3 protein-coding genes are annotated in these 13839 nt (G+C 70.4%); 1 reads left to right on the top strand and 2 read right to left on the bottom strand.

Annotated features, from left to right (window positions below; all coding sequences use genetic code 11):
- Positions 1-132 precede the first annotated feature (132 nt).
- Together DB30_RS24860 and DB30_RS24855 are read right to left on the bottom strand one after the other, a co-directional pair.
- Positions 133-843 (bottom strand): hypothetical protein, encoded by a 711-nt coding sequence (locus DB30_RS24860; protein ID WP_146660480.1) that lies wholly within the window; start codon positions 841-843, stop codon positions 133-135.
- 78 nt (positions 844-921) lie between these two features.
- Complete coding sequence (locus DB30_RS24855) at positions 922-6273, bottom strand: AAA family ATPase (protein WP_052553294.1); 5352 nt, start codon at positions 6271-6273, stop codon at positions 922-924.
- A gap of 285 nt (positions 6274-6558) precedes the next feature.
- Here DB30_RS24855 and DB30_RS24850 point away from each other — a divergent pair, with 285 nt between their 5' ends.
- Positions 6559-13839, top strand: a complete 7281-nt coding sequence (locus tag DB30_RS24850) for a condensation domain-containing protein (protein WP_052553293.1) — start codon at positions 6559-6561, stop codon at positions 13837-13839.

Raw genomic sequence — 13839 nt, 5'->3', positions numbered from 1 at the left:
ACGCGGACGCCCCCGGCCCGGGCGCGCTCGGCGTGGAGCTCGACGCTGCTGCGCGCGGCGTCTGGCCGCTCCCGGCCTCGCGGCCACACCCCAGGGCCCACGCGAGCGCGACGGCGGCGACCCACGCTCGCATCAGGTCACGATGACGTGGGGCTCCTCGCGGGGGAACTCCGGCGACTGGACCGTGTGGATCTCACCTGCGATCTCCACGTCGACCTCGAGCTTGAACATGTAGCCAAAGCTGGACTGCCCGATCGCCGTGTCGACGGCGTTCCAGTCCGGCAGCGAGAGCTTGTAGCTGGCCTTGACCTCACCCTTGCCCACGGTCTCATCCCACGGCGCGTAGCCCTGATCGACCCACGCGCTGGGCTTGCGCGAGCCAAGCGTGCCGACGACCTTGCCCTGCTTGTCGAGCAGCCGGACCGCGGCGATCCGCACGGTCTGCGGCGCGTCGCCGTCTACCGCCAGGGTCAACTGCATGGTCGATTGCGTGCACGGCTGCTGGAAGCCGGGACCGGCCTTGCGCGCCGCGGCGCCCGGGTCAGCTCGCGCCCCCGCGGCTGGTGGTTGGGCGGGCATCGGCTCGGTGGGTGGGGGGCTGTCGTGCGCGGCGCCGCTTGGAGCTGGCTCGGGTGGATCCGGGCAGTCCTGGATCACTTGCACCGACGCGACCGCGAGCTTGACCGCCAGCTTGGCCGGTGCCTGCTCGCCGCCGTCACCGACTTCACCCGACGACTTCGCGCTGTCGGCCTTGGTCTTGTCGCTTGGGTTTGGGGTGTCGGTGGCCGCACACGCGGACACGAGCGACACACACAGCATGGGGATCAGCCAGGGCCTCGACATCGGCGCAACAATGCCACGAACGGGGCGCAAAGCCGAGCCAAATATTCTGGGATCGCTCGCGCTTCGGCCCGCGCGGAATCACTTCGTGTCGAGCCGAGCCACCCCCGTCCAGTCGCTGGGCACGCCCACCCGCCGAAAATAGTCACAATCATTCCGCATCAAGCGTGCCGGAATATCCTGGGGACAAACCCGCAGACAAGCATCGAACTCCACCGCCGCCTCATCAAACCGCGCCGCATAGAACGACTCGATCCCGCGCTCGTACCCGGCCAAGCTCGCGAGCTTGGCGTCGCGCACGGGCAGCCGCATCTCTGCGTCGATCACCTCGAACAGCGTCGTTGGGATCTGGCTCCCCGCCACCGTGACCCGCCCCACCACCCGGCTCGTATACCGCGCCGGATCCGCCAACGCGCCAATACACGAGTCCGTGACCAGCAAGAAGGTCTGGTACCGCTTGGTCAGCTCCTGGACCCGGGCGGCCAAGTTGACGCTCTCGCCGATCACCCCGCACTTGATCCGCGTGGGGCCGCCGATCGTGCCAAGCGTGAGCGGCCCGCTGTTGATCCCAACCCCCATGTTGACCGGGGCCTCGCCCCGCGCGGCCCGCTTGCCGTTGAGCTCGCGCAGCTCGGCGCTCATGTCGACCGCGGCCTGCACCGCGGAGTCCGAGGTCCCCTCGAACAAGGCCATGATCGCGTCACCAATGTAGCTGTCGACGAAGCCGTGATTGGTTGCGATCGGCGGCTCCATGTATTGCAGGTACTCGTTGATGAATTCGATGTGCTGCCGGGTTGGCAGGCTCTCGATCATGCTGGTGAACCCGCGAATGTCGGAGAACAGGATCGACATGTCCTTTGACACGCTCAGCCCCAGCCCGACCTCGAGCAGCGTGTCTTTGCCAAGACAACCCAAGAACTCGCTGGGCACGAAGCGCGACATTGACTTGTTGACGCGCTCGAGATCCTGCGAATAGCGGTTCAAGTTGGCGTAGAGCCGCGCGTTTTGAATGGCGATGACCGAGTGCGAGGCGATGAGCTTGAGGGTCTCGACCCGTCCGGGCGTGAACGCCCCGGCGACGAGGTTGTTCTCCAGGTAGATCACGCCAAACAGCCGGCCCTGGTGGACCAGCGGCGTGCAGATGATCGATCGCACCCGACTGCTGGAGATGTACGGGTTTTGAACCACGCGGCCCCGCGCGTGGGCGTCGTCGAGCACCATCGTGTCCCCGGTCCGCGCGACGTACTGCGCGACGCTGACACACACAGGCAGATCTTCGGCCTGCTCGAGCGAAATCGGAGCGTCGGCGAAGGTCTGGATGTCGGCGCGTGGGCCATCGAGGCGGCCCGAGGCCTCGACCCGCAGCTCGTCGCCTTCGGCGATCAACAGCACGCCACGCTCGGCCCCGGCGTTCTCGAGCACGATCGTCAGCGTGGTCTCCAACAGCCGCTGCAGATCGATCTCGCTGGTCAGGACCCGCGAAGACTTGAGCACCGAGGCCAGGTCGATGCCGCGCGGATCTCGGGATGTCAGGTCCCCCTCGTCTTGCTGCGCGTGGCTGTCGGCCACGGCGTCGGGGAATTCTTGGCGCAGCTGCTCGACCTTGGCGCTGGCGCCCCACATCGCGTAGCGGTTGCTGGCCTCGCGCAGGTAGCCCATCGCAACCTTCTCGCGGCCTTGCTCGAGGTGGAAGCGGCCGGTCCGCTCGTTGGCGAACGCCTCGATGTGAACGAGCTCGTGCTCGCGCGCGGCCATGATCGCCTGGTCGTAGCCGTTCATGGCGTCGAGCTGATCGCCGTCGAGCCGGGACTGCTCGGCCTGCAGCAACAAGCGCATGGCCTCGAAGTTGGAAGGTGCGTTGCGGGCGAACAGGTCCAGCCGCTCGCAGCAGGCGTCGGCGGTCGCGCGGCGCTCGTCTGTGTGTTCGTTGGCGGGCTCGCTCGACAGCAGATCACACAGGGCCATGCCCTGAAAGAACACCCACCAGGCGTTGACGACCTGGGCGAACAGCACGATCGCCGGGTCGCCCGATCCAAGCGAAGACTCCGCGAGCTCGACGGCCTCGCGGCTGCGCCCGAACAACACCAAGCCCGTGAGCGCCGCGACGTAGTAGTGCTTGAGGCCCAGCACCCGGCCGGGCTCGCTGTTTTGCGCGATGAAGGCAGCGTCGTCGAAGCCGGCGTCCGACAGCGTGCCGGGCTCGGGCGTGCGCCCGGTCAGGCTGAGCACCAGCTGCATGTAGCCGCGCGTGCCGGCAGCCGAGAGCGGGTCCATTAGTGGTTGGTAGCGCCCGACCACGTCCTCGACCTCGTCGAGGCGCGCGCCGCTGACCAGCGTGTGCACGGGGACGAAGAAGGTGTTGTAGGCGGCCCAGATCGGCGCGCCGATCCGCAGCGCGTGCTCGACCCCAGCCTTGAGGATGGGGATCCCGTCCGCGATCGGTGCCCGCCAATGGTTGGAGAAGGCCGCGAACCAAAACGCAGCCTGGCACTCGGCGCGGCGATCACCTTGGCGGCGCGCGAGCTCGAGCCCAACCTTGCCGAACGCATAGCCCGACTCGTAGTCGCCCAGCGCGCTGCCCACGACCATGCCGTGGGCGCCGTAGGCCGGCCCCGAGACCCGCGAGTTGCCGCGCTCGATCGAGAGCGTGACCCGCTTGAGCGCGCCAATTGACGCGAGCTGCGGGTTGTAGAACATGCCGATCAGCGACAGCTCGTTGTAGAGCTCGGCCTCGGCGAGCGCGTGGGGGTCGACCATGGCCGGCAGATCCACGAACGCCGAGATGCTGTGGCCCTCGAGCAGCTTGGCCAGGGTCGCGCCCTCTTTGGCCGCGAGCGCGTCGAGGCCCGCGGCGTCGCTGACGTCGGGGAACTCGTGCCCGAGCACCAGCAGGCCGGCCCGCGCCGCCGCGAGGGCCTCGGGGTACTTGGCGCTGTGGTACGAGAGCGTGGCCTTGAGCTTGTAGATCTCGACCCGCGCCAGCTCGGTGCGCGCGTGCTCGAGAATTTGATCGAAGTGCAGATCGGCGGCCTCGGCGTCACCGATGAGGTACTCGCACTCGGCCAGCTCGCGGTGCAGCGCGAACGCCAGCTCCTGCCCGCGCGCCCACGCCTGGTCCCCACCCGCGAGCTCGAGCCCGGCCACGAAGTAGCTGCGCGCGGCCTCGTAGGCCGTGGACGCCTTGGCCTGGCGCCCAGCCGCGAGCTCGAGGCTGGCGATCCGGCGGCGCTCGTCGGCGTCGTCGATCAGCTCGATGCACATGTTGAAGTGCCGGCAGATGTCGAACAGCTGCTCTTCAATTTGTTGCTCGCCTGGGCGCCCCTCCCACAGCAGCCGGCCGATCCGCAGGTGCGCGCGGCGGCGAGCCTGGGCGTCGAGCAGCGAGTACCCAGCCTCTTGCACGCGGTCGTGCGCAAACCGATAGCGGACGTTGAGCTCGCCGGTCTCGTCGGCGCGGACCAGGCCCAGCTGCACAGCCGCCCACAGCTCTTCGACGACCTCATCGACCGAGCAGTCCATGACCGTGGCCAGGGTCATCGCGTCAAACCGACTGCCAATGCACGCTGCCAGCTCGATCACCCGCTGGGATCGATCGGCGAGCCTGCGCAGCTTCGAGACCATGAGCGCGATGACGTTCTCCGTGTAGCCCTTGGCCCGCAGCGCCGCGATGTCCCAGCTCCAATTTGAAGTCTCCCCGACTTCAGCGTCCAAGCTGACGCCGCCCGGCTGCCAGGTCAGATCGCCGCCCTCGTGCAAGCTGGCAAAGAACTGACGCAAGAAGAACGGGTTGCCACCGGTCTTGTCGCGCAACAACGCGGTGAGCTCGACGACGCGATCGCTGTCTTCGTGGAGCGTGTCGGCGACCAGCTTCGTGACCGAGCCGGCGTCGAGCGCCCGCAGCTCGAGCTCGGTCAGCGTGACCTCGGTGTCGCGCAGATCAGCGAGCGCCAGGGTCAGCGGGTGCTTGGGGCCAATCTCGTTGTCGCGGTAGGCCCCGATCATCAAGAGCGAGCGGCTGTCGGCGTTGCTCGCCAGGTGCTTGAGCAGCTTCATGGACGCCGCGTCGGCCCACTGCAGATCGTCGAGGAAGATCACCAGCGGCCGCAGCTCGGCCGTGAACACCTGCACGAACCGGGTCAGCAGCCCGCGCAGACGCTGCTCGGCCATCGCCGCGTCGACGACCGGCACCGGCGGCTGCTTGCCGATCAGCAGCTCGAGCTCCGGGACCAGCTCGATCAGGACTTGGGCCTGGTCGCCGAGCGTGGCCTGAAAGTTGCGCTTGTACTGGGCCACGCTCTCGGCCGACTCGGTCAGCAGCTGCAGCAACAAGTCACGAAACGCGGCGACGAAGCCCGAGTAGGGCACGGTCTGGGCCCGCACGTCGAACTTGCCGGCCGCGAAGAAGCCCCGCCGAACCACCGTGGGGCGGTGCAGCTCGTAGACCAGCGCGGTCTTGCCGATGCCCGAGTAGCCCGAGACCAACAACAATTCCGGCCGGCCATCGGCGACGCGCTCGAACAGCTCGAGCGCGCAAGCGAACTCGGCCTCGCGCCCGTACAGCTCCTGTGGGATCAAGAATTGCTCGGATAGATCGTCGCGCCCGAGCACCATGGACTCGTCGACCCCGCGCGCGAGCTGGGCTTCGATGCGCTCGAGATCGCGGAGGATGCCCGACGCCGTCCGGTAGCGATCTTCAGCGTTCTTGGCCAGCAGCTTGAGGATCAGGGCCGACAGCGCGCGTGGGATCCCAGCTGACTTCGAGCGGGGCCGCGGCGGATTGCGGGCGATGTGGGCGTGGACGAGCTCGACGGGATCGCTGCCCGAGAACGGCAGCTCGCCGGTTGCGAGCTCGTAGAGTGTGACCCCGAGCGAGTAGAAGTCCGTGCGATAGTCGACCTCGCGGTTCATTCGCCCGGTCTGCTCGGGTGAGACGTAGGCCAAGATCCCGTCGGTCGCCCCGGTCCCGCCGATGCTGCTGCGCTCACGCGACACCCGCGAGGCCAGGCCGTAGCTGATCAGGCTGACCCGCCGCTCGCTCAGATCCACGAGCACGTTGTGCGGCGTGACGTCGCGCAGCACCACGCGCTGCTGATGGGCGCGATCGATCGCCGTGACCAAGCTCTTGGCCAGCGCCAACATCGTGTCGAGATCAAAGCCCGAGCCAAGCAGCGGCTTGAGGACCACGCCGCCGGGATCGGGCGTGACCACGGCCATGGCTGCGTCGAGATCAGCCTCGCGCGGGTGGACGGGCGTCGGGCCCTGCCCAAGCAGCTCGAGGATCTCGTGCTCGCGGCGCAAGGTGACTGGACCCTTGCGGGCCGCCGGGATCCGAATCAGCACCTTCTCGCCCGTGTCGCGATGCCGGGCGCGATAGGTCTGGGTCCGCGCGTTGCGGTAGAGGAGCTCCTCAATCTTGTATACGCTCGACGCCATCGCGGTCCTGGGCAGGGCTCGGGCGAGCCATGAAGCGCCGACAGTAACAAGATCTGGAAGACTAGGATCGGATGGGGACCACCCAAGTGCGGTCAAACGCAGGCCGCGGGGTCCGCGAGACCGACACTTGACCGCCGACAGTGACACGGTCACGAATGCCGCCCGGACCTGGGCGAGAAGCCTCGTCCAAGCCCAGAACCGCCAACAGGCGCGCTCCTCGCTCGTTCGAATAGTGGTAGACAGCGATCACCGTGCTGAGCGACGAACTCGCGGAGACGCTCTCGCGTGAGCGCTGAGGCCAAGCGGCTGTACGAGGAGCTCCTCACCCGCGGGCTCGAGTTCGGGGTCGAGGGTGATCAGCTGCGAATCCGAGCACCCTCGGGGGCGATCGATGCCACGCTTCGCGACCGGCTGCGCGCGCTCAAGCCCGAGCTGTTGGCGCTGCTGACCGGCCGCGACGCGGGGGCCCCGTTGACCGGGCCCCAACGGCAGCTGTGGTTCGTCGCGCGGGTCGAGCCGGACAGCGCCGCGCTCGAGCTGGTGTTGCGCTTGCGCCTGCGCGGGCCGCTTGACCGTCGCGCGCTCGGCCTCGCCCTCGACGCGCTCGTTGATCGCCACGAGGCCCTGCGCACCCGGTTTGAGGACCGCGAGGGCCAGCCGATCCAGATCGTGGCCAACGACCGATCCGTGTGTTGGTCGGGCGGCCCGACCGACCCGCTGCGCGGGCGCCCATTCGTTGTCGCGCTCGAGCCGATCACGGCGACCGAGCACGACCTGGTCCTGCGGGTCCACCACCTCGTGTGTGATGGCTGGTCGATGTCGCTGTTGTTGACCGAGCTTGGCCAGCTGTACTCGGCGGCCTGTGGGGGTAAGCCGATCGAGCTCCCGCCGCTGTCGATCCGGCTTGGCGACGTCGCGCGGGAGCTCGCGCGACGCGAGGCGAGCCCCAACTTTCGCGCCCGCCTCGACGCCTGGGCGACCCGGTTGGCGGGCGTCGGCGCGATCGAGCTGCCGCTCGATCGCCAGCGCCCCGAGCGTCCGTCCTCGGCTGGCGCGAGCGTGACCCGAACGCTCGACCCGAACAGCTGGACGGCCGCGCTCGGGTACGCGCAGGCCAACGCGGCGACGCCGTTCATGCTCGTGGCTGCAGCCGTGAGCGTGGTGCTTGCGCGGTGGACCGGCAGCCGGGATCTCTGCTTTGGAATCCCGCTTGCGAACCGACCCCACGCCCAGCTCGAAGCGGTGGTCGGAATGCTGGTCGACACGCTGCTGCTGCGCGTCGAGCTAGACGACGACGCCCTCGATCTCTCGCAGGTGCTCGCGCGTACGCAAGCGGCCGTGCTGGCCAGCTTCGAGTACGCCGACCTGCCCCTCGATCGCGTGGTCGCGCGGCTGCATCGTGACGGCGGGCGGCCGACCGTCCCCAACGTGATGCTGAACTACGTCGCGTTCGCCCAGGCGCAGCCGCGCTTCGCCGGGCTCGACTGCGAGGTCGAGGCGAGCATGCCTGGATCTCGCTTTGATCTGACGATCTACGCGTACCCGCGCGCGCACGGACTCGAGCTCGAGGCGGCGTATCGAACCGAGCTGTTCGAGGCGGCGAGCGTGGCGGCGTTGCTCGACCAAGTCGCGCAGGTGCTCGCGGGGGTCTTGGCGCCGCCGCGGCCGTGGACGGCGATGGCGTTGGCGCTCGACCAGCTCGAACTGGGGCCCGAGCCCAAGCCCGAGCCGTTGGCGCTGCAGCCCGCGCGTTCACACAGCGCGTGGATGCGGGCAACCCTGAACACGACGCCGGCCGAGCAGGTCGCGGTGGTCGGTCCCGACCAGACGATCACCCACGGTCAGCTGCGGGCGCGAGCGCGGGCGCTGGCGTCGGCGCTCGACCAGCTCGAACTGGGGCTCGAACGCGAACGCGAAGAGTCACCCCTGCGCGTCGCCGTGATCGCGCGGCGCGAGCCCTCGCTGGTCGTCGCGCTGCTCGCCACGATCACCGCGGGCGCCTCCTTCGTTGTGTTGGACGCGAGCTACCCGGCCGCGCAGCTGATCGAGATGCTCGCGCTCGCGCGGCCGCGGGCCTGGATGTGCCTGGACGGACAGCCCGACGAAGCGCTCGCGCACGCGCTGCGACAGCTCCCGCGCGTCGTCGAGCCGGCCGGTCCCCTGCCCTCGCCCGACCGGCAGCCGACCCCGCGCCCTCGAGAACACGCAGAGGCGTATCTCGCGTTCACCTCGGGCACCAGCGGCCGGGCGCGGGCGGTCCACGCCACGCTGGATCCGCTCGCGCACTTCTTGGCCTGGTACCGCGACACGCTGGGGATCGACGCGCACGATCGCTTCGCCGCGCTGTCGGGGCTTGGCCACGACCCCACGCTGCGCGACGTCTTTGGGGCCTTGATCGCGGGCGCGCGCGTGTGCATGCCCCCGCGCGAGCCCGGCCAGATGGGCGCAGCGCTGGCGACGTGGATCGACGCCGCGGGGGTCACCACCTTGCACATCACCCCGTCGCTGGCCCGGTCGCTGGCTGGCAGCGCCACGTGCAGGCTGCCGAGCTTGCGTCGGGTTTGCTTTGGCGGTGATCAGCTGCGCGGGCGCGACGTGGAAGCCTGGCGTCGCCTCGCCCCCAACGCCGCGCTGTTCAATTTTTACGGGGCGACCGAGACCCCCCAGGCGATCGCGGTCCACCGGATCAGCGCGGCGGACGAGCGCCGCGCGATCGTGCCGATCGGGCGCGGGATCGAGGGCGTGACCCTGGAGGTCCAGACCCCCGCGGGCCCGGCCGCGATCAACGAGCTCGGTGAGATCGTCGTGTGCACGACCCACCTGGCCAGCGGGTACCTGGGCGAGCCCGAGCTGACCCGCGCGCGGTTCTTGTCCGACCCCAGCCCGCGCTACCGAACCGGGGATCTTGGCCGACGCCAACCCGATGGCCAGGTGATCTGCGTGGGTCGGCTCGACGCGATGCTGAAGATCCGCGGGGTCCGGGTCGAGCCGGCGCAGGTCGAGGCGGTGATCCGCGAGCTGTCTGGCCTGGATGTGGGGGTGGTCGCGCGCGCGTCCAGCGATGGAGAGCGCGAGCTGGTCGCGTGGCTCGCTGGACCGCTGACGACCTCGCTCGATCAGCTGCGCTCCCGCCTGGCCGCCAGGCTGCCCGCGGCGATGCTGCCGACCCGCTTTGGGCTGATCGATGCGCTGCCGCTGACGGCCAACGGCAAGCTCAATCGCCACGCGCTCACCGAGCGGGCCCGCCACGAAGCCATGGACGCGCGCGCCAGCGGCCACCACGAGGCCCCCGCGGGCGGGCTCGAGACCGCGCTCGCTACGATCTGGTCGGAGCTGCTCGAGCGCGAGCGGGTCGGGCGACACGACGACTTCTTCGCGATCGGTGGCCACTCGCTGTTGGCGGTTCAGCTCGCCGCGCGCGTGCACGCGACGCTTGGGCTCGAGCTGCCCGTGCCCGCGTTGTTCGAGCAGCCAACCCTGGCCGGCTGCGCCAGCGCGATCGAGCAGCATCGCGCCAAGCAGCTCCCGCAGCTGCGCGCGCGGCCGGATCCTGGACCGGCGCAGGCATCGTTCGCGCAGGCCCGGATCTGGCTGCTGCACGCGCTCGACGACGACGCCGCGCCAGCGCTGGCGGGCGAGCTGGACCCGCGGCCGCAGCTGAGCATCACGCATACCCTGCGGCTCGACGCCGCGATCGACCACGCCGCCCTCGATCGCGCGCTGGTCGGGCTCGAGACCCGCCACGACGTGTTGCGCACGACCTTCGAGCTGCGCGGCGACTGCTTGATCCAGCGCGTCGGCCCGCCCCGCGCGGCCGTGCTCGAGCGCGGCCCCCCACCTAGCGAAGCTGGGCGCGCGCGCTTCGATCTCGCCCGCGGTCCGGTCTGGCGCGCGCGCAGCTGGACCGGTACAGACGGCAGCGAGCGGCTCGAGCTCGAGCTGCACCACATCGTTGGAGAGGCGGGGTCGATGCGGATCTTGGCGCGCGACTTGGTCGAGCTGGTTCGCGCCGCACGTGAGCAACGACCCCCGCGCTTGCCCGAGATCGAGCTTGGCTACGCCGACGTCGCGGCCTGGCAGCGCGCGCTGGTGGATCGTCCGCGCTCGCGCGAGCGCGAGATCGTTGCGATGTGGCGCGAGCGCTTGGCAGGGATCGAGCCGCTCGAGCTCCCGCGCGCGCGCGCTCGACCGCCGCGCCAGGGTCACCGCGGCGCGTGGCTCGAGCTCGAGCTCGAGCCGGCGTTGGCCCGGCGGATCAGCGCGCGGGCGTCGGCGGCACACACCTCGATCTACGCGGTGATGCTCGCCGCTCTGACGGCCGTGCTGGCCCGCTGGTGTGGAACCACCGACGTGACGATTGGCTCGCCGGTTGGACTGCGCCCGCATCCGGCGACCGCCAACATGCTCGGGCCGTTTCTCAACTTGGTCTGCCTGCGGCTCGACGCTTCTGGGGATCCCAGCCTGGCCGAGCTGCTTGCCCGCGCCCGGGCCTGCGCGCTCGAGGCCTTCGCAAGCTCCGAGCTGCCGTTCGAGCAGGTCCTGCAGGCGCTGTACGAGAACACCGAGGATCCCGATCGACCCGCGCGCGACCTGGGCCGCACGCCGCTGTTTCAGGTCATGCTCAACATGGTCGACGTCGGCGAGACCGAGCGCAGCTGGGCGGATCTCGGGGCGCAGCGCGTGCTCGAGCGCGAGCCGATCGCTCGCTACGACCTGGCTGTCTACGCGATCCGCCACCCGGGCGGGCTGAAGGTCTGCTCGCTGTACGACGCGGACCTGTTTGACGCCGAGCAGATCGAGCTGCTGCTCGAGCACCTGCACGCGTGCTTGCAGGCCCTGGTCGCGCAGCCCGAGCAGCGCTTGTCGGCGCTCGCGCTGCGCCGTCCGGGCGACCTGCTCGAACAGGTCACACCGAGCCCCGTCGCGCCGCAGCCCGTGTTCGAGCGCTTCGCTGCGATCGCCAGCGCCCAGCCCGACGCCGTTGCGATCGACACCCGGCTAGCGCAGACCACCTACGCGACGCTGCACACCCACGCGCGCGCGCTGGCTGGGGCGCTGACCCGTGCTGCTGTCAGCGCAGGACCGGGGCGCGCCGGACTGCTCGTCGACGAGGACGCGCGGATGGCCGCCGCCATGCTCGGCGCGCTCGCGGCTGGCGTGGCCTATGTGCCCCTGGATCCGCGCCTGCCACCCGCCCGGCTGCAAGAGCTGATCGAGGACGCGCAGCTCGAGCTGATGTTGTGCAGCTCGGATCGCGAGGCGCTCGCCACCACGCTCGCGCCCGATCTGCCGCGGCTGGTGATCGACGCGAGCAACCATGCGACCACGCCAGCACCCCAGTCCACAGCCCAGCCCACAGCCTCGCCCGAGCAGCTCGCGTACCTGCTCTACACCTCGGGCTCGACCGGTCGCCCCAAGGCCGTCATGCAGTCGCAGGCCAACCTGCTTCACCACGCCTGCACCTACGCGGCGCGGCTGAGGCTGGGCCCGGGTGATCGCGTCAGCTTGGTCGCCACCCACGCCTTTGATGCGGCGGTCATGGACATCTACGGCGCGCTGCTCTCGGGCGCGACGCTGTGCCCGATCGACCTGCGCGGCGAGGCGCTCGTCGATCTGCCCGGCGAGCTGCGAGCGCGGAGCATCAGCGTGTTTCACAGCACGCCAACGGTGTTTCGTCACCTCGTCGCCAGCCTCGACGCCGAGCGTGGCGCCGCACCCAGGCTCGAGGCGATCCGCTGGGTCGTGCTTGGCGGGGAGGAGGCGCGGCGTGACGACGCGATGGCGATCACGCGGTGGTTCGGGCCGGCGACCCGTCTGATCAACGGCCTCGGACCAACGGAGTGCACGCTGGCGCTGCAAGAGCTGGTCGACACCCTTGGCGTGCCAGACAGCTTGCCGGACAGCCTGCCAATTGGGGCGCCGGTCCCCGGCGTCCGGGTGCGCCTCGAGACACCGGTTGGGGAGCAGCCGGCGCTCTACGGCGTGGGGGAGATCGTGATCGAGAGCCCGTACCTCGCGCTTGGGTACTGGCGGCGGCCGCAGCAGAGCGCCGCCGCATTCTCGCAGGTCGAAGGACAGCGTCGCTATCGCAGCGGTGACCTCGGCCGCGCGCTCCCGGGTGGCCGCCTCGCGTTCGCCGGGCGCCGCGACGGGTTCTTCAAGCTCCGCGGACATCGGATCGAGCCCGGCGAGATCGAGGCCAAGCTGCGCGCGCTCCCGGGCGTGCGGGCGGCGGCCGTCGATCTGCGCGAGGACCGATCGGGCCCCGCGCGGCTGCTTGGGTTCTATGTTGCGAGCGAGGGCAGCCCGGACCCGGCGGCGCTGCGTGACCAACTCGCGGAGGCCCTGCCAAGCGCGATGGTGCCGGCCGTGTTGGTTCGCGTCGACGACCTGCCCCGCACGCCGACTGGCAAGCTGGATCGCCGGGCCCTCGCGCTGCGACCTGCGCCAGCTGCAGCGACGCGCGCCCACGCTGATCCAAGCGACGCAGCGCAGGCCGCCGTCTGGGCTGTGTGGACCGATCTGCTGGGCCACCCCCCGCCGGGCGTCGACGTCGACTTCTTCGCCAGCGGCGGCGACTCGCTGGGCGCCGCGCGGCTGGTGTCCGTGCTCGAGCAAGCCCTTGGCCTGCGGGTGAGCCTGGCCGAGCTGTTCGAGGGCATGAGCGTCGCGCGGCTGGCTCGCCGGCTCACTGGCGCGGGCGCGGGCGATCGCGCTGGTGATCGTGAACCCAGCTCGTCGCGCGCGCGCCTGCACCAGCTCGCCGACGGGCCCGGGTCTGCGATCGTCTGTGTGCTGCCGCCCGGCCAGCGACCGCGCTCGCTCGCCGCCCTCGCCGAGCTGCTCGCAGGTCCCATGTGGGCGCTCGAGCCACCCTCGTTTGGCGAGCGAGGCCCGCTGCCCACCCTAGAGGCGATCACCGCGGACATGCTCGAGCTGCTCGCCAAGCTCGAGCTCACCCGCGGGCCCTTCCTGCTCGCGGGGGTCTCGAACGGCGGCCTGCTCGCGTGGGAGCTCGCGCGGGTGCTGGGCGAGCGCGAGCGTAGCCCCCGGGCGGTGGTCCTGCTCGACAGCCTGCCCCCCGAGCAGCTCGCCGCGCGGCCCTGGGAGCAACGCGACGAGCTCGAGCACCTCGCGGCCTTCGGGTACCAGCTCACCGGTGACGCGGCGCTGGTGAGCGCGCTCGCCGAGGTCGCCCCCACGCGACCTCCCGCGCACGCGCTCGAGCGCATCCTCGCCAGCGGTCACCTCGACCCCAGCGTCAGCGCGCACGCCCTCGATGCGATCTACCAACGCTATCTCGCCCACGGTGCGCGGGTGTGGCGAGTGCTCTCGGCGCTGGATCTGCGCGACGGCGTGGCCGCCCCTCGTCCCGAGATCGAGCGCGTGCTGATCGAGGCCAGCGAGGGTCGCTCGCGCCAGCTCGGCGAACACTGGGGTGCACGGGTGAAAGGGCTGCGCGTGGTCGCGGTCCCCGGCAGCCACCTGGGCATGCTCGCGCCGCCACACGTCAACGCCCTGGCCCTGGCGCTGCGGCAGCTCGTCAGCGAATTCGGCCGGCCGTGA

Origin of the sequence: Enhygromyxa salina (assembly GCF_000737335.2) — a bacterium.
Lineage (GTDB): Bacteria > Myxococcota_A > Polyangia > Nannocystales > Nannocystaceae > Plesiocystis > Plesiocystis salina_C.
The sequence above is the reverse complement of the archived record's forward strand: the minus strand, read 5'-3'. Positions and strand labels throughout refer to the sequence as shown.

Excerpts from the sequence above, each read along its gene's own strand:
- DB30_RS24860 (WP_146660480.1), bottom strand. The coding sequence starts at position 843 with ATGTCGAGGCCCTGGCTGATCCCCATGCTGTGTGTGTCGCTCGTGTCC.
- DB30_RS24855 (WP_052553294.1), bottom strand. The coding sequence starts at position 6,273 with ATGGCGTCGAGCGTATACAAGATTGAGGAGCTCCTCTACCGCAACGCG.